The organism is Pantoea sp. WEP (genome assembly GCF_041678305.1).
GTDB classification, from domain to species: Bacteria; Pseudomonadota; Gammaproteobacteria; order Enterobacterales; family Enterobacteriaceae; genus Pantoea; species Pantoea dispersa.
The window spans coordinates 770,560-788,922 of sequence record NZ_JBGNXB010000001.1 but is presented as its reverse complement, the minus strand read 5'-3'; the positions used below and the strand labels follow the sequence as shown (position 1 = coordinate 788,922).

General features: G+C 50.7%; 13 protein-coding genes. All 13 read right to left on the bottom strand.

Annotated elements, in window-relative coordinates; all coding sequences use genetic code 11:
* Window positions 1-4,407 (bottom strand): RHS repeat-associated core domain-containing protein, encoded by a 4,407-nt coding sequence (locus ABVR31_RS03660; protein WP_372771835.1) that lies wholly within the window; start codon window positions 4,405-4,407, stop codon window positions 1-3.
* Between the two features lie 2 nt (window positions 4,408-4,409).
* The gene (locus ABVR31_RS03655) at window positions 4,410-4,850 is read right to left on the bottom strand and encodes a DcrB-related protein (protein WP_058771505.1); all 441 of its coding nucleotides are present in this window, start codon (window positions 4,848-4,850) and stop codon (window positions 4,410-4,412) included.
* 281 nt (window positions 4,851-5,131) lie between these two features.
* Complete coding sequence (locus tag ABVR31_RS03650) at window positions 5,132-5,698, bottom strand: hypothetical protein (protein WP_058757147.1); 567 nt, start codon at window positions 5,696-5,698, stop codon at window positions 5,132-5,134.
* A 13-nt stretch (window positions 5,699-5,711) separates the two neighbouring features.
* Entirely contained in the window at window positions 5,712-8,411 is a 2,700-nt protein-coding gene (gene tssI, locus ABVR31_RS03645) for a type VI secretion system tip protein TssI/VgrG (protein ID WP_058757148.1), read from the bottom strand.
* A gap of 351 nt (window positions 8,412-8,762) precedes the next feature.
* Window positions 8,763-9,200 carry a hypothetical protein gene (locus tag ABVR31_RS03640; RefSeq protein ID WP_372771834.1) on the bottom strand — a complete coding sequence of 146 codons (438 nt, stop codon included), beginning with the start codon at window positions 9,198-9,200 and terminating at the stop codon, window positions 8,763-8,765.
* A 768-nt stretch (window positions 9,201-9,968) separates the two neighbouring features.
* The gene (tri1, locus tag ABVR31_RS03635; RefSeq protein WP_372773962.1) at window positions 9,969-11,060 is read right to left on the bottom strand and encodes an ADP-ribosylarginine hydrolase Tri1; all 1,092 of its coding nucleotides are present in this window, start codon (window positions 11,058-11,060) and stop codon (window positions 9,969-9,971) included.
* A gap of 134 nt (window positions 11,061-11,194) precedes the next feature.
* A complete protein-coding gene (locus tag ABVR31_RS03630; RefSeq protein ID WP_372771833.1) occupies window positions 11,195-11,446 on the bottom strand; it encodes a hypothetical protein in 252 nt (83 codons plus the stop codon).
* A gap of 207 nt (window positions 11,447-11,653) precedes the next feature.
* Window positions 11,654-12,739 carry an ADP-ribosylarginine hydrolase Tri1 gene (gene tri1, locus ABVR31_RS03625; protein WP_238561532.1) on the bottom strand — a complete coding sequence of 362 codons (1,086 nt, stop codon included), beginning with the start codon at window positions 12,737-12,739 and terminating at the stop codon, window positions 11,654-11,656.
* 441 nt (window positions 12,740-13,180) lie between these two features.
* The gene (locus ABVR31_RS03620) at window positions 13,181-13,573 is read right to left on the bottom strand and encodes a DUF4150 domain-containing protein (protein WP_014605535.1); all 393 of its coding nucleotides are present in this window, start codon (window positions 13,571-13,573) and stop codon (window positions 13,181-13,183) included.
* 9 nt (window positions 13,574-13,582) lie between these two features.
* The gene (locus tag ABVR31_RS03615) at window positions 13,583-14,188 is read right to left on the bottom strand and encodes a DUF3540 domain-containing protein (RefSeq protein ID WP_058771634.1); all 606 of its coding nucleotides are present in this window, start codon (window positions 14,186-14,188) and stop codon (window positions 13,583-13,585) included.
* Between the two features lie 11 nt (window positions 14,189-14,199).
* Window positions 14,200-15,270: a pentapeptide repeat-containing protein gene (locus ABVR31_RS03610; protein ID WP_372771832.1), complete on the bottom strand. Its 1,071-nt coding sequence runs from the start codon at window positions 15,268-15,270 to the stop codon at window positions 14,200-14,202.
* Window positions 15,267-17,807: a DUF2169 domain-containing protein gene (locus tag ABVR31_RS03605; RefSeq protein WP_372771831.1), complete on the bottom strand. Its 2,541-nt coding sequence runs from the start codon at window positions 17,805-17,807 to the stop codon at window positions 15,267-15,269. The genes ABVR31_RS03610 and ABVR31_RS03605 overlap by 4 nt, the downstream gene beginning before the upstream one ends.
* Window positions 17,808-17,947: 140 nt before the next feature.
* Window positions 17,948-18,283, bottom strand: coding sequence for a DUF3592 domain-containing protein (locus ABVR31_RS03600; protein ID WP_058771637.1), 336 nt, complete (start codon window positions 18,281-18,283; stop codon window positions 17,948-17,950).
* Between the last annotated feature and the right edge of the window lie 80 nt (window positions 18,284-18,363).

Here is an 18,363-nt window from a genome sequence, read left to right as displayed (position 1 = left end):
TTACTCTGGAAGAATACTGACTTTATCAAAGAAAACAGAATAGCCTTTTTCTGTCGGCAATAATTGTAATGCACCACCTCTACCATATTCTGGATATGCGCTAGTGAAAAGCTCATACCCGGGCCCTTTATCGCCGTTGGCAAGTGGAACCTTAACTTGTGGAACGCCATTCTTGTAAAGCTGTAGCGTATCAAACTCTCCCAATAATCGGGCATCACTCCACGAATCAGGATTACCTTTTTCATAGAAAATTTGATAAGCATCTCTGGCCTCACTACCAGTTTTATATTTTGTATAACCAAAATAGCTTAATGGTGCCGATTTATTTTCTATCGTTTGTTTAGCAAATTTACTGTTCATATAACGATATGCAGTTGAAGGCATCGTCGCACTTGGTCCATCAGGCCCGACATAAAAATCAGGTTTACACCTATTCAGCCCCAGCGGATCTATCCAGCTGAACGCATTCGGCGCATACGCATACAGGTTTATCCCACCCGCCAGCCCTATCGGGTCCTGCTGCGTAAACCGCGCACTGTCCGGATCGTAGTAACGAAACAGATTGTAGTGCAGTCCGGTTTCACGGTCCAGGTACTGGCCCTGCATACGCAGGTTCTGGTCGTAGCCGGGCAGTTGCTGATGAGTTTCGCGCAGCAGCTTGCCCCATGCGTTATTGATGCCTTCCCAGCTGATGCGGCCTTCGCTGTCTGTCAGGCGTTCCGGCATGCCGTTAGCGGCATTGTGGAACCAGAAAATCTCCGCGCCCTCATTGCCGTCAATACGCGCCAGCGGTTCATAGCTGTTTGCGTCGCTGTATACGTAGGTCAGTGGCACATCGTCGTGTATTTCCTGCAGCAGACGAAAACCGTCCCAGACGAAGCGGGTGAGGGTCGCTGCTCCGGACGGCTTGCCGTGCAGCAAACGCTGCACGCGCTTGCTGATGCGGCGCCCGAGCGGATCGTAGCGGAAACTCACCTGCACCTGAGGCTTGTTGCGATCGCGCGGTTCGCTGACGACTTCGATCAGGCGATGCTCGTCATCATAGCGGTAGCGCGAGCGCGTCTGACCGTCATCCTTTTCACTGGTGCGACCGTGCACGTCATAGCGCCAGCGGATGCCGTTCAGCTGCGTAACACGGTTGTGCGTTACCGCTGCTGCCGCGCTGCGGTCCAGCGGATTGCCCGCGCCATCCCACTGCCACGTATCATTACCGGGCTGTACACCTTCCTGCGCCAGCAGACGGCCCGCGCTGTCGTAGTGCCAGAGCGTCTGGCTGAAAGGATTGTCGTCGCGCTGTTCGCGAATCAGGTTGTTGCCGTAGTCGAAATCACGCCGGCGTGACCAGCGGCGCGGTGCCGGGCGCTGTGCCTCACCGTCGAACACATCGCGACGCACCAGCCGACCCAGCCGATCGTAATCGCTGCGCGTGGTCAGTCCGCCCTGGCTGCGGCTCAGTTCGCGGTGTAGCGTATCGCGCGTAAATTCGCTGACCGGCAGGTTATCCAGCGCGATGCTCAGCAGATGGCCACTGCCGTAATACAACTGTTTCAGCTGGCGGCCATCCGGCAATGTCAGCGCAGTGCAGTTGCCCAGCGCGTCATACTGCCACGCCAGGCTGCCCTGATCGCCCTGCTCCGCTATCACGCGACCAGCTTTGTCATACGCGAAAGTAATCGCCTGCTCGGCTTCACGGCTCCACTGGTTTTCCCCCAGTGGCAGATGCTGCGCCACGCTTGCCAGCTGGCCCGCCGCGGTATAGTCATAGCGCGTCTGGCCTTCCGGGGTGATGCGCGCCATTAGTTGCCCTGCCGGGCTGAAGGCGAAGCGGTGCGTAATGGCCTGCGGGTGACCGGCGGCGAAAGTGCGGGCAACTGCGCGTCCGGTGGCATCGTAGTCGTAGCGTGTTGCCACACCGTCCAGCCCGATCTGCGCCAGCAGCAGCGAATCTGCGCCCCATTCGAAGTGGTAGCTTTCGCCGTTCTGATTTTGCAGCGAGATTAAACGTCCACGGCTGTCCCAGCGGCGCTGCACCTCTTCGCCCTGGGCGTTTCGCGAGAGAGTCAGTCTGCCGGCCTGGTCGTAAGCGAATTCGCTGCGTTTACCGTCTGCCGAGGCATACGCCACTGGCAGACCACGTTCGCTCCACTCCAGACGTTCTTCCCAGCCTTCAGCACGTTCCATCTGCCGGGGCCGCCCGGCGGCATCATAGTAGTATCGCGTTTCTTCGCCATCGGCTGCTGTAACACAACTAATCCAGCCCAGCGGATGATAACGGTAACGCGTAGTCTGGCCGGAGCAGTCCGTCTCGCGAATGACCTGCCCGGCATCGTTATATTCACGGCGATAGCGATTGCCCGCCGCATCAATCTCTTCAGTGATCAGCCCAAACTCATCGCGCAGATAACGCGTGCTGTGCCCGAGCGCATCGACCACCCGTTCCAGTCCGTGATGGATATCGTAGTAATAACGGATGGCAGCGCCGCCAGGTTGGGTGATGACGCTGGGCAGGGCACGATGCGTTAACCACTCTGTGGTCTGCGCATTGCCATCAGCATCCTGCTCTTCAATGCGGTTACCGAGCTCGTCGTAGGTAAAGTTCACCGCATGGCCGAGCGGGTCAATACGGCGCGTCAGCAGTTCATTGTCATCCCACTCGTAGCGCCATTGCTCGCCGCGCTCGTCGATGTAGCAGGTAATCAATCCCTGTGCATTCCAGTGATGCTCGCGCTGCTGACCATCGTAGGTAGAAACGCGGGTAATGCCCGCCGTGAGATCGTACTGCATACGGCAGCCATCGCCGCTGCTGGTGCGACTTTCTATCACCCGCCAGTGATCAAACAGCTGCCAGCGATACTCGCTCTCCAGCCCGCCCGGCAGGCGGTGCCACACCATCAGGCCATCCACGTTATAACGGAAACGGCGCGTTTCAATGCCTGCCGCATCGGTGACGCTGGCAAGCTGGCCATTATCATCAAAGCTCCAGTGCATCAGCGGCCAGTGCTGTTCACCGTCAAAGTGACTGGCAGCGGTAACACGTTGCGGATGGCGTTCGTCGTTGTAGTGCAGCGTCACGTCAATCGCCAGCGGTTCATCATGGATGCGCACCAGCCGGCTCTGCTCATCCCAGCCCATCTCCAGCGCGTTGCCGTACTCGTCGCTCAGCGAGGCGAGACGCAAGAGCTGCGGGTTTCTGGCGGTGGGTTTGTACAAGCGCCAGACCGCGCCGTCATCGTCAGCGATTGCCACGTCACCGTGCGCATTGCGTCGCACCATCAGTCCTTCGCTGATGCTGTAAAGCACCTCTTTTTCACCGGGCAAGGCAAAACGCAGTTCGCGGCCGTTGTCATCAAACCAGGTGGCCTGATTGCCTTCCAGCGTCAGATAGCTGTCGAACACCGTCGACCAGCCACGGCCAAACAGGCCGACGCGCTGCGTCAGACTGTTATAGCTGCGCTGCCAGCGCAGGGGAAAACGTCCCGGCAGCGAGAAATCACGCTCGGCATCATCATTCAGCACTTTCACGCCGGTAGCGGCATGTACCGGGTGTAGCGCGGAAAATATCGCGTTGATAGACATATCGGCCAGCATGCCGCCGCCCGCCATTGCCAGCGCACACGGCATATTTTTCAGGATCTGACCAGGGCGACCGCGGATCAGCGACAGGCCGATCATCGCCAGCGCCAGTCCCGGCTGTTTGCCGCTTTTGATATCCCGCACCGTTAGCGTTTCACCGCCAATGATGACGTTGGCTGAAACATCATCGCTGATGGTCGCGCCACAGGTGGTGCGATCTTTAGCACGTGCCGCCGGCTGGCCGTTGATGAATACGCTTTTAGATCCTTCAGCGAGATACTGTGGCCCGCTGTGTTTCTCGCACGCAACTTTATCCTGTTCCAGCGGCGAGGTACCTGCGGCAGCAGAGGCAATCGTCGGCTGCCACATCGCCCCGGCGAACTGGTCGGCAACCGCCAGCAGTTTGCCGGCATAGTCGGCAAAAAATCCGGCCGACTGCGCTTCCGGTAACGGCGTATCGCCTGCCGTCAGTTCGCCTGCCGCTCGAGCCGCCGCTAAGCCATTGATGATCACATTATCCGAACCGCTGGCAATGACACCCGCAGGCGACGGAGGAAACAGCATGTCACCAATACCATCCGCAGCCGCGCTGATGTCGTCCGTGATGCCTGCCACATTCGCCACCGCACCCGCAATGATACCGCTCAGCAGACAGCTACTGCCTACCGCCGCCAGCGCACCCACGCCAACCAGCGGAGCAGCTACGGTAGCCACACCGGCAACAATCGCACCCATCGCGGCGTAGACCGCACCTTCAGCGACGATACTGGTGATATCGGCAAAAATACTGGAATGAATGATGTCATCGCCCTGGCGGGCCGCGTGCTTATCCATAATTATCCCTTCCGTGGGGCGTTCAGTGTCAGGCTCTGTTTGAAGGCATGCCAGCGTGCCCCGTCTTCTTCATCAAAAGGCCGCATGGCTGAAAAAGTAAATATCATCAACGTATTGGTTTCAGGCACGTTTACTGCCAGCTGACGTTGCCACAGTGCCTGCCCGTTGCGATCAAAAGCCGTTTCCACTTCGATGGCGCGCAACGTGTTGTCGGCTCCCGCCAGCACGCGTGTAAATTCGCTCTGCTCTACATGGCCCATCTGGCTGCGCAACGTATCCCACTGACGATGAAACTCCTGCTCAAAATCGCTGCCTTCAGCGATTGGCCCACGACTGACGATCAGCGCCAGCCCGGTGGCTTCATCGCGCAGAATATTCATGCTGGTGTCCTGCCAGCCAGCCGGAAACAGGGCGAACGCGCCCTCGTTGAATTGGTAGTGCATGTTGGATATCCGTTAGAGGAAATAAGTAGAAGTTGTGGGAAATATTGGCTGGTGAGTTTTGGAATACTCAGCTTAACGTTTATTTTTCGAAAAAATATACTTCACCATAAATGGAAAGCAAAGAGTAATCTAAAAAGATTAGAATAAGGCTGGATGTTTGAGCACATCTTTCGATTATTTTACTCACACCTCAATTTTCTTGTACCTAAAAAGACACCGCTCGGTTTGCACAAGCAGCGCCTTTATTCTCAACTCACTGATAAAATGCAGGAAAATGAAATTCAGTCATCTATATTAAAGACCATCATGATATGACTAACTTTGCCGCGCTCAATTTGGAATAAAATACGTTTTCCATCACCGTCATAATAGAGCCAGTATTGATTATCACTATCATCCACCGCGCCACTTCCATACTTACTTTCCAACTGCACCTTGCTATCGCCAACTGAAATGCCTCTGGCCGTTTTGACACCCGGCTTATTAAGGGTTATCTGTGCAATTATGTAACTATCTATATCACGATTCTGCTTATCCCATAGTAAATTAGAAGAATAAACATCGTAACCATCGTAATGGTGTTGGTAATATTTGTAACTACTTTCGCCGGAAGGTATTTCCCCCGTAAAGCTCTCGCTGAGTTGAACCCCTGCATTTTTCTTTGCAGATTCATTCCACGTAGCCCCTAATGCAAAAGGATGATTGTTAATTTGCACGGTAAAATCTGAAGATGAGATAGGTGAAATTGCACTTGCATGATTAATAATTGTCTCAGCAGCATTTGCAGTTAAGATTGATGCTGACGCAATAAAAATCAGTAAATACATTTTTTTAAAAAAAGAAATCATCCAACCATCCTTCTTATTTAAATTCCGGAACATCATATGAGAGATTTGCATTCGGAAAACTATCAAACATTCTCTTCATACTTTTAGTTTGCGCTGTCGCCCAGTTAACATCAGTTGCATATTGGTGTGTACCTGGAGATGCAGGATTCCAGCGCATTTTATACAATGTATTTTGACCTGATCCAACAAATTTATCTGATATCCACTTTGCGCCGCCATCAATAGCTTTTTCTGGAGTTGTCCAACCTTGTTTATACGCGTAATTTGCTCCTGTATTTACAGCGTTACCATCAAGCGCACCAATGCCATACATATTGTAAACTTTGGTACCATTAACCATTACACCTTTAGCAAGCTCACTTGTGCCATTACCGGTTTCCAGTGCAGAGTGTGCTGCCAGGTAAGCCTCGTTTATATTATATTTTTTTGCCGCGTCAAGGTAAGTTTGCTCCTGTCCGGCAAGAGTTCCTTTGCCTTTAAGGAAATTACTCATATCATCTTTACTAATCCCAGAAGATGATGATAAATCAACAAATTGATATTTGTCTGTTCCATCCATATGGTTGGCAGGATCGACATACTTTTTGATGTCAGCTTCAGTTGCTGGGACAAAACCTTTTTTGGTATTGCTCCACTTAACTGGGGTTGCTTTAAGTCCCTTTTGTTTCTTGACCATATCATCTACAGAATAATCATACTTACTCTTTTTATCGGTGGAACCCTCTGTTTTACCTACACTAGTATCTTTAGATTTTTCTGCAGCTTTCGGCGCAGCCGGAGCCGCCTGTCCTTTCTGTTTAGGGGGGAACAGATTCTCCACCGCTTTACTGATATTCTGTTTGTGATCGGCACCAGGCGCACCGGTGCCGGGCTTTGCACCGTCAGTATTCAGGTTCAGCTTGCCGCCGGACGTTGTAATGTGGCCATCGCCCTGCACGAAAATATTGAAGCCTTTACCGACGATATTAATGTGGCCGTTAGCGTTGAGTTCAATGGCGCTTTCACCGCATTCCAGACGCAGCTTGGTGCCGGATCCCAGAACATAGGTATCAACTGCCGCGTCCAGCTTGCCTTGTCCGGTCAGGAGCTCCTCGCCGCCTTTGATACCGTGTACACGGTTGGTCTCAACGCGGTACAGCTCATTACCGCCAGCATAATGGCTGTGGTTGTTGGCGACCGAGTGGCTGGCATCGTTTTTAACGTGCGTATCCATGTTTTTCTGCGCCTGGATCCAAAGATGCTCCTCGCCCGCCTTGTCCTCGAAGCGCAGCGCGTTTGCCGTGTCCGCCGTGCCGTCCTTCGAACGGCTTAAAAACCCCATCTGCGTCGCCGCCGCCGGCAGCGCCCACGGCGGCATGCTCGCCTCGTTGTACACGCGACCGATGATCAGCGGCCGGTCCGGGTCGCCGTTGATGAAGTCCACCACCACCTCGTCGTTCACCCGCGGGATCTGCACGCCGCCGAACCCCTGGCCCGCCCACGCGCTCGACACCCGCACCCAGCACGAGCTCGTGTCGTCGCCCTTCGCCAGGCGGTCCCAGTGGAACTTCACCTTCACCCGGCCGTAGCGGTCCGTCCAGATTGACTCCCCCGCCGGGCCCACCACCTTCGCCGTCTGCGGCCCGTGCGTCTTCGGCCACGCCGTCGCCGGCTCCGCGCGGTACGTCACCGACGACGGCAGCACCGTGAACGCGATGTTGTGCCGCGCCCCGCCGCCGCCGCTCGCGTACCCGTTCTCCTCAAAGTCGTACCGCGCCGACGTCACCAGGTACTCACCGTTGTCGCTGAAGTGCGGCGCGTTCACGATGCCGAACCGGTACCCCGGCGCGATGCCCGTCGCCGTCCCCGTTCCGCTCACGCTGTGGTGCGCAACCTGCCACACCTCCTGGCGGATGCGCGTGTAAAACTCGCCGTGGCTGTGGTCGACAAAATGGCCCGGCCAGTCGTACACGTCCACCGCCCCCGGCACCGGCGACACCGGGTTCTGCCGCGCCTGCAGCATCCACGCGTTCGGCTTGCGGAAGTCGTAGTCGTCCGTGCTGTACATCCCCGGCGTCACGCTCTCGCACAGCGACCACTGGCTGATGCCCTCCTCCGTCACGCTCCCGCCCGACGCCGTCACGTGGTACGGTATCGTCTCGTAGCCCGCGAACGCCTCGTGCTGGTCCGCCCCGTCGCACAGCACCATCACGTGACGCTCCGCCTCGTGGCGGAACCAGTAGTAAATCCCCTCCAGCTCCATCAGCCGGCTGATGAAGTCGAAGCTGCTCTCCTGGTACTGCACGCAGTACTCCCACACCCGGTAGCTGCTGCCCAGCCGCGTCTCCACGTTCACCCCGTTCTCCTGCAGCAGCGTCTGCACTATCTGCGGCACCGTCTGGCCCTGGAATATCCGCAGGTTGCGGTCGCGGCGCATCGGCCACAGGTCCGGCTCCACCCGCAGCTGGTACACCGCGTAGCGCGTCCCGCTCAGCTCCTCGCTGCGCACCGCCACCCGCGTGATTTTGCCGTTGAGGTAGCGCGGCGACAGCAGGCTCTGCGTCGGCAGCGTGAACGTGACCGGCTGCCCCAGCAGCGCGTGCCGGTCGATGCGCGCGTCCGTGGCCAGCAGCTCGGCGTTCAGCTCAAACGACTGCGACAGCGCCTCGGCGCCGGTGAGTTTCCAGAACAGCAGGCCGTCCATCGGCAGCTGTGCGGTGATGCGTGAGAACATAAGCAGATTCCGTAACTTATTTAAGTGATTGAGTCATCGGGGAAGGTTAAACGCCAGGGAGTGAAATGCAGCATATAAGCATTACGCTAAAAATTAACGTCCGGTCTTGTAGTGCTTTTTTCTTATTTCATATGCGGGAACTGTCCAATCAGTCAGATATTGATCACGACCGGCAATGTTCCGCTAGCTTGAGGCTTTTTGTCAGCACAACCCAGTAGTGCAGCATTTATTCTCTGACCGAAGCAAAAAGGCATTTTCAGAAGTGCTGCCCGATCTCTTCTTTAAAGAAACCCAGCACAAGGGGAAAAACAGAGGCTGTATCGATGTTCATAACCGCTTTCCCTTCTTAATTTAGTTCGCCAGCCAAATACCGTAATAAATCACTACAGAGCCAAGAGAAACCACACATTTTGCAAAGATGAGCATGCCAGGCACCAACTTACTGGCAACCGGTGAAAATCGGGCATAACTATCAGCATTATATTTTTCGTGAAAACCCACAATACCACTAAATAAAGTGCAAATCATTATAATCATAAACTTCATGCCAAGAATAAATATAAAAGAAAGACCTATTTCTTCCATCAAATCCCCAGCAAGACCATTGCTGAAGCCGGGAACAATTAACACTAAACCTTTAAGCACAAAGGCAAGCACTACAATACCAGCCAGAATACTTATAAACATCTTACCAAACCCTGCCCATTCTTTATTATTATAAAAATCCTTTCCATTCCAGACATAATAGACTGTTACAATCCAAAAAAAGAAAAATGCTAATATTTTCATCTTAAAATCAACCAATGTATATTTAAACTCTAATCAAAACCGTTGCCCAACCGTTAAAGATAGCGCCATCTGCCCCACTGTTGCTTGCAATTTTATCTAAACGTTCCCTTTTTATCAAAAAGCAGATCGTGTAAACGCTTTATGACAACTTTCAAATCCACTTCGCACGCTAATCTCAATAACAAAGCAATTCTGTCGTTGGCTTTAAGCGTGACCGAATAATTTTTTATTGAAATAAGCGGCAACGCCTATTGACGCCCCTAGCGCTCCATGCCGCGCCTGTAACTTCACAAGTCAATATTTAAAATATCTAAACCAGTTTAGATAGCACTGCCAAACAAGACACCATAAAGCATAAGCACGCAATCCAACTAAATCACACCCTTTACAGCTCCAAAAAGTCATTGAATTGTACTTATTACACATTAATCATAAGCGTCAAAATTCCTTTGGAATTATAACGCTTATGAAAAGCATGATAAAATTAAAGATAACATTCAACCTTACAAAAAAACAGATAGCAAGACACCAGTAAATTTAATACCAACAAAAGTCAATCTTTGTCACTAAAAAACCTCATTCCATATATAGTCAAATCACTATCAAAAAAACGGAATCGATGTAATTCACTATACACCCACTCTATAAAATATCGTTCAACCACTATCTAAAAGACAGGTACAGCCAGTGAAGATAAAAACATCACCACTATCAGCACTCGTGATCGATGCGTTGTTAATTTCGTGGTTTTAAAAATAAAAAATATAGTTAATCGACTTCATCCGGAGCCATAGAGTATAGAGCCTCAGCATGAGAAAGAATTTTATCTTTAAAAGCTATCTTGTTTATCCATTCATCAGGAATACCTGACAACCCATATAAAGCACCAGCTAATTGTCCAGCAGTTGCGGCGACACTATCCGCATCATCAGCTAAGTTAGCAGCAAGTAATACTGCATCTTTGAAACTATTTGTATGCCAAACCGCCCACATCACTGCTTCAAGAGTATCAATGACATAACCAGAAGATCGGATTTGTTCACGGTGCTTTAACTTATATTCACCAGCATTAATAATTAGTACACGAAGTGAAGTAGACATTACATGTGGGGAAAAGCTTTCATCTTTTCCGTAACCGTTCAACAAATAATGTAGAATTATATTAAAAAAACGGCAACTGTCTATTGATTCAGCAGCCCCATGTGTTGCCCGACTTTGAATAGCAGCATCTCTCCAACCATCAATCAAAGATTTCCTGCGGAAAATAGCTGTTGGAGTATGCCGGATCAGTGCTGCATTTCCCGCTGTATCAGGGGATGTATTTCCAAACCAACAAGAGCCATTAATCATTGTTTGTTCAAGAGCAAATCGTGTTGTATTCCGTATATCAAAACATGTTCCACTGGAACTATTTGTGCCTTTTTTGTACCAGCTAATGAGTTTATCCCTGAATTTATCTGTGTCGCACTTCCTGCTTTCAAGATAAGTTTCAGCGAGGCACAAAGCCATTGAAGTATCGTCAGTCCATTCTCCGGGCTTGAGGTTAAATGGACCCTTTCCAATCATATCATGTACGCTAGCCCTATCTCTTGGAATATACTCCAGCGTGGTACCAATAGCATCGCCAACAGCTAGCCCCATTAAAGCACCTTTACACTTATCTAATACTTCGTGATCAGTAACTCTTTGAGGCAATGACATCATCCATTCCGGTTTGCTTTTGTCTTTTGAGTCCTCACATAAAACCTTAGGTTCGTACTCCATTCTATTTTTAAGCTGCCGGGATACTTTAGGGATTAAATGTGAATATCGCTCTGCGTAGAGATAAATCTCAAAATCATCTTTTTTTAGATCAATCATCACACCACCAACGTCCTTATCTCAAGTTATACCAGATAAGCAACTTACCAGCTTAAGCCATGGCTGATCACCTGCCTTGATAAATAACACAAAACTTTGCCAAGGTTAATCATACAAAATAAAAACCTCGCCAATTAAATTAAATTGAAGTCTTTTTTACTTATCTCTTTATCTTTAAAAACAGCATAATTACTTCTTATTTCACTCGAAATTTTTTTGAGACCTTCAGTTTCATTAGAGTTAATGAGGTCAGTTACAATAAAATACCTCTCGACATCAAATTTATAATCCCCCTCACTGAAAATCACCTTCATAACATAATAATAATCATCACATTTATATAGCGTAAAATCCCAAGGATTGATTGCAATTTTCAATTTACTCATTACAATTTATCTCCAGTTGTTAAATCTATCACGTTGTAACCCCCCCTTTCTTCACCCCCTCAGTTTTTATTACAGCTTCAAGATCGCCCTTCGATAATATTGCTCCACCTTCTGTTTGGTATGGTTTGTTCTTAACCGACCATGTATCAAGTGAAGGTAGTGACACACTCCCGAAAATTTAGACCTATTGCTAAATTTTATTTTAGATTAATCCATTTCGTCTGGTGACAGTGTGAAAATTTTTTCTGCAAAATCGATAATTTTATCTTTATAAACTATTTTATCGCGCCATTCTTTCGGAATGCCTGAGAAACCATATAATGCTCCAGCGAGCTGGCCTGCAGTGGCTGCTACGCTGTCTGCGTCGTCAGCAAGATTTGCAGCCAGCAAAATGGCATCCTTAAAGTTATCAGCATGCCATACAGCCCACAGAGCCGCTTCTAAAGTGTCAATAACATAGCCTGTTGACCTAATCTGATCGCGAGATTTTGATTTGTACTCGCCAGCGTTGATTATTAATATGCGGACTAATGCTGACATTTTGTGGGGTGAAAAAGCCTCTTCCTTACTATATCCATTGAGCAGATAATGCAGGACAACATTAAAAAACTGACATCCATTAATAGATTCAGGAGCTGAGTGTGTCGCCATGCTTTGAATACTCGCATCTCTCCATCCATCAATAAAAGATTTCCTTCTAAAAATAGCTACAGGAGCATGGCGTATCAGAGCTGCATTACCCGCTGAATCTGGAGATGTGTTACCAACCCAATCTGGACCATTAGATATTACCTGTTCCAATGCAAAGCGAGTTGCATTTCCTATATCAAAACACGTTCCATTTGAACTGTTGTGCCCCTTTTTATACCAATCAATCAGCCTTTCTCTGAAAAAGTCGGTATCACAAAACCCTCTATTGATGTATGTTTCAGCCAGGCAGAGTGCCATTGAAGTATCATCTGTCCATTCTCCAGCACTAAGATTGAAAGGTCCTCCCCCAAGCATGTCATCAATTTTATATTTATCTCGAGGCTGAAATTCGAGAGTTGTTCCTACCGCATCACCTACAGCAAGCCCTAAAAGCAACCCTTTTGCTTTATCCAATGAATCATGATCAGAGTTTTTCTGTTTTAATGTCTGCATCCACTCAGGTTTACTCTGTACCTCATCTGGCATTGGCTGCGGCTCATATGACATTCTATTTTTCATTTGTCGTGAAGCTTCTGGAACCAAATAAGCATATTTTCTGGCATAAATCTTAAGTTCAAAATCTGACATCCTGAGATCAATCATTATAACTCCTCATAACTCAAGAAAAGCTGCCCATCTACATCTACACAATTTACGACTTTAAACTTAGTGCCAGGTGGGTATAAAACCTCCGCTTCATCCGGAGCAGACTCGACCTCATTATTTTGTGAATTAAACTTAATGCTATCGATAATTGCCCGATACTGCTTTTGATAATATTCACTAAAATGTCCAGGGCAAGTACCTATCTAACAGACGATCTCCTTCCCGCCTGGCTCATCCTCAAAGAGAAGAATGGTTTGCTTTTGCTTTATCTGCATACCACCATTCTCAAAATGATAAAAACTTCAATTGTTGGTAAACAATCAAACACGATAAGTTGTGATGTAACGCTATTGAATGCCTGAACGGTAGTCCTCATCTCCTGAATCATCCGGGCAGCAACTTTCCTACAGTCTCATCCTATTGGCAAAAGGTACTGGCTTAGGGTGCCAGCATCAGCACTTTGAACTGACTTGGCACGATTCGCATGCCAATCGCATTGGTGGAGTTTTGCAGGCTCATGCTGGTCAAGCGGGTTGCCGGCGTGCCTTTGAGTAATACGGTGAATGACCCGGTAAGGTGGCGCGATGGGCCCATTACCGTACCCGATGCCACACCCGTTGCTACTCCAGGGTTATCGCCGTTCGTCAGTGGCGTGACGGTTGCCATATTATGCGCAGGCATCCCCATAAACAGGATGTTCAGCGCATTAGGAATAGCGGTAGGCCCCAGGGCAATGTCCGGATAAGGGATCGGTACCGGCGCAGGTGTGGGTGTCAGGCAGACATCCGGAAAAGCTAAATCCACGCCAAATAGCTGACAGTTTGCGAACATTGTTGCTCCTTAACCCATATGAATCTGTTCAGAGTCGACTTTCGTAATGGCTTTTGAGGTGATAACCGTATTGCTGGCATGCAGGCGGGCGTAATCTTCAGCTTTCATATCAAGCTGACCGGCCCGGACCTGTTCAGTATTACGGGTGGTACGTAGCAGGTTATGGCTGACCTGCGTAATGGTTTGCCACACCGATTCCGCACGCTTGCCAACGATGCGCGAAAGGCTAACCCAGGCAGAGATCTTATCACCGCTGTAATTCATGTCGCTGATGTGGCAATCACCCTGTTCAGCGCTGATGCGCAGCGCGGAACTGCTCAGGCTCAGCTCCCCCGTACTGTGAATATGTAAATCACCAGGCACGCTCAGCTCAGCCTGTTGCGCATTCGCACGCTCCAGCACCGCCAGCAGCCAGATCTGGTTTTCGACGCTGGTCACCAGCACCGTGTCTCCCACCTGTGGCGCAATCACGCAGCTGGCTGCACGCCGGCAATGCCAGCCACGTCCTTCACACTCAACGGTGAGGCTGGCATCAGCGAAGCAGTGCGTCACCACACCCGCTGACTGCACCGGCGGTAAAATGGCCTGCGCCAGTTTATGATTTACGTTGTTCATAATTTTGCTCCTTAACGGCGGCTCTGGCGCTGAGCGCTCCAGGCCTCTGCAGCCAGTAGTTCTTCATCAAATTCAATGATGCCCTGACGGCCAGAGAACTGAGCGTTCTCCTGGCGCGCCCGGTGCATACGCGTACGGGAAAAAGTGGCACCACGAAGATCGGCCATGCGCAAATCGGCGGCGGAGAAATCGCTGTAGGTCAGATCGCAGCGAATAAACAACGCCTGCCTGGCGTTAACCTGCTGCATGATGCTCTGGAAAAAGCGGCTGCCGCTGAAATCAGTGTGCATCAGCGTCGCACCGGCAAAAATAGCCTGATCAAAAAGGCTGCCTTTACACTGCGCGTTGCTGAGGTTGGCTTCCATAAACAACGCCTGGCTGGCATTCACCTGATTAAGCTGCGCGGCTTTTAGCGATGCGCCTTTGAAGTTGCACTGCACAAGGTGCGCACCATTGAACAGCGCGTCATCCAGCGCGCAGTCCGTGAACTGGCAGCCGGTGAAGCGCTGTCTTTCGTAATTTTTACCGCGCTGGTCACAGTTGAAAAATACCGTGCGCTCAAATTCGCCGGCGGTCAGCGAGGTCTGACGCAAATCAATACCGTAAAACGTGGTGAGCAGGCTTTTGCAGTTGTCGAAGCGGCACGCCTCCAGCGGTGATTCAAAAAAGATGCAGCGGTCAAACAGAGCCTGGGTGAACTGGCTCTGTGTCAGCGCACACTGCATAAACTGGGTAGTAAACAGTGCGCAGCGAGAAAAGTCACTGTCAGTCAGTTCACATTGATTCAATACGGTTTCGGTCAGCCGGGTGTCCGTCGCCTGTAATCCAGCCATTTCGCACTGATTGAATACCGTCTGCTCCAGTCTGGCATTATTCAGCCTGACCCGGGAAAGCTGACACTCAGTGAACACCGTTTCCTGCAAATTAGCGCCCTGCAAATCCGCGCCCGCCAGTGAAACGTCCTGAAATACGCCGCCGGCAAGATCGCATCCACGTAAATCCAGGTTCTCCAGGCTAAGTTCACTTATTACCTCGCCCTGCTTAATACGCTGCTGCAATTCTGCTGCGCTGAGCGTGGTCATACAATTTCTCCATCACGCTTAGGAAGCGTCTTGATACGCTTGGTCCACGCGCCGTCAAGCTCAGTGGTATTACTGGTAAAGGCCTGAGATAAATCAGCGCGAAACAGATTCGCACCGCGAAACCGTGCCCCACCCAGCTGGCTTTTTTGCAGTAGTGCACCCATCAGACTGGCATCGGTAAAGTCAGCATCACGAAAATCAGTGCGCACAAACATACTGCCCGTCATATTAGCGCGCCGGAAATCAGCAGCTTGACACGCGGCCTCGCTCAGATCGCTGTTCTCCAGTTTTGCCAGCGTAAAGTTCGCACCGTTTAGCGGCGTCTGGCGCAGATTACTCTGGCGCAGCGTCGCCTCGCTAAAGTCTGCACCGTTCAGAGAACTGCCGGCAGCGACTGCGCTGGCTGTCCATGTTGAACCGCTAAAGTCTGCTCCGTTTGCCTGGGTCTCTACCCACGAGCAGCTGTCCAGCACGGCCTGCCTGAATGAAGCCTGCTCCAGCGTGGATTTTAAGAACGTCGTCTTACTGAGCGTGGCCTGTAAAAAATCAGGACCGGGAAGGTTCAGCTCCATAAAAACGCAGCTCTGCAGTGTCGCGCGATGGAAGCGACACTGAGTAAACCAGGTTTCGCGGAATAGCAGGCCACTGAAAGTGGCGTCGCTGAACGTACAGTCATCGAACAGCGTTTCCTGCAGTTGCGTATCTTTGAACTGCGCGCCGGAAAAATCGCTGTGGCAACACTGCGCCAGCACCAGAGTGGCGTTTTCAAAATTACAGCCGCGCAGAGAGGTATGATGCAGTTCAGTGCGTGCCAGCATTGCACTGTGAAAGCTGGCGCCGTCCAGCTGGCAGTGACTTAAATCGGCGCACTCCAGCAACGCTTTGCTGAAGTTCGCGCCGCGCAGGTCCATACCCGAGAAATCCGCACCGGTCAGATCCATACCGCTGAAGTTACCGCCCTGCGCCAGGGTGCGCTCCGCGCGCTGACGGATAATCTGTGCCAGATCGCCTTTCAGGCGTCTGGCCGGCGGCTGGCTGTTGACTGACATCAGGTACATCTGATGCAGCGTATCGCGGCTTTGGGCCAGCTTCTTCTCACTCAGCGTGTCTTTATTACGGTGCAACATTTCCTGCATGCGAAACAGCGTTTCCGGCCCCCGCGGCTGATGCTCATCACTCTGGCTCTGCGGGTACTTTTCTTCCATCTCACGTTTGCGCTGCTCAGCTTTCGCCTGCATCTCCTGTGCCTCCAGCTCCATTTTCTCAATGAATTCCGGCAGGTCTTCGAGTCGGGGCAGTTCAGGCTCTTCCGGTTCGCTCAGCAGGTCACCGACTTCGCCGCCGCTGGACGTCATGCGCGCGCGATGCTGTTCACGTAACAGGGCAGCACGATTCTGCATGTTTTCCCGCATCGGACTGGAAGTCTGTTCGACCTGGTTATCAACCCAGGCACCGATCGTCTCTTCCGGAATTAAATCTTTTTCACGAAAGGAGAACAGCGCACCTTTCTCTTTATCAACACGCTGCGTGAGTACTTTACGGTAATGACTGACCGACCGGGATGACCCCTGTTTCTCCAGCGCGGGCATCAGTTGCATGACATCAGCTGCGTCATCTTCGTTGATGCGCACGCTGCCCTGCCACAGCAGGATCATTTGCTCAAGATGCGGAAAAAACCATACCGTCGTCGCACGCAGGGCAATCTCTTCGAAAAGCGTTTCGTCACCGCGCTGGCGGTTGATGAAACAGCGCGCCTGCCAGGGCGGGAGTTTACCCTCCTGCAGCGGTTTTTGTGGATGCATATTCCAGATACGCCATGCAGCCTGTTCCGGTAGCGCGTCGCGATCCTGCCACCATTGATCGGGGCTGGCAGCATTGAATACTTTCCAGTCAATATCACGCGCAAAGCCCGGAAAATCATTCTGCAACCAGTTGGTATCGTACTTTTTTCCCATACGGCTAAAGCGACGCGGCCAGCTGATGTCGAGTGGTCCAAAACCCGCAGGTTCGGGTTTTTGTTTAGCGTGAGTGAGGCGACCTGCCATGGCTTCAATATTAGGTAAGCGAATGAATTCATGCCCCTGATGCACTTCGGAATGAATCCCTAAGCCATAAGGATTTTCATCGTGCCCTTCCCCGCCAAACGCCCGGCTCCAGTCGAGCCGCATTGATTCAAACGGTTGCGGCTGCGTTATCTGGTTTCCAACCCAGTAGCGATCGCCAAACACCGCCAGCGATTTGCTCAGCGTGTCGACGTCAATGCGCGCTGCGCAGGCGGTTTTGTCGTGCTGGTGATGGGTATATGCATGGCCTGTGGCAAGAAACTCTGCACGCACTTTTGGAATGGCCAGATCCAGCACGCCCCCGCTGGTTTGCAACTCACTGGCGGCCAGTTGCCACAGCTCCATTTCCGGACGGAGCTGCGGCTTTTCCCCCATGTCAGTCAGCGCAAGCACCGTGACGCCCAGATGATTTTTACCCTGCCAGCGAAACGGGCGATTAAGTACGCTCAGGCGCAGAGGCTTAATGATTTTCATGCCTGGGTTCCTTTTGAAACGACAGATAAAACAAATACCGGGCCTGATCCCGACCCGGTATTGAGAATGGTGTAGGTATTTATACTTCTTTTGAAAGGACTGAGACTGCATTAAAAATATGTATTAATTTACTTCCAATGCTAATTAAAAATGGATTTATGCATATGCAGTGCAAAATTTCCAGGCTGCTCTTTTTCGTAAGTCAGTTTTATTGTATTTCCGACCCGATACATCGTCAGTTCTTCTGCTCTGATCACGTCACGGCTTTGGCCCTCATAAACCTGACCATCCGTATTATGAAAGCGTACTGTGATAAAGACATTTATTAATAGACTGCCATTTCCACCGCGAGTATAGACATCAGTAATTTCACCTTGCGTTTCGATGCCATGCTTCTTCAGATAGCGCTTACGCTGATTATTTTTAACATCTTTAATGATAAGCTTAAAAATGATAAAAGAAAAAAGAAACAACACAGACAAAACAATGAAATATGATAAATAGAGAATAATTAGCCCACTCCTAAATATACTTCATAACACATGATAAAAATAAC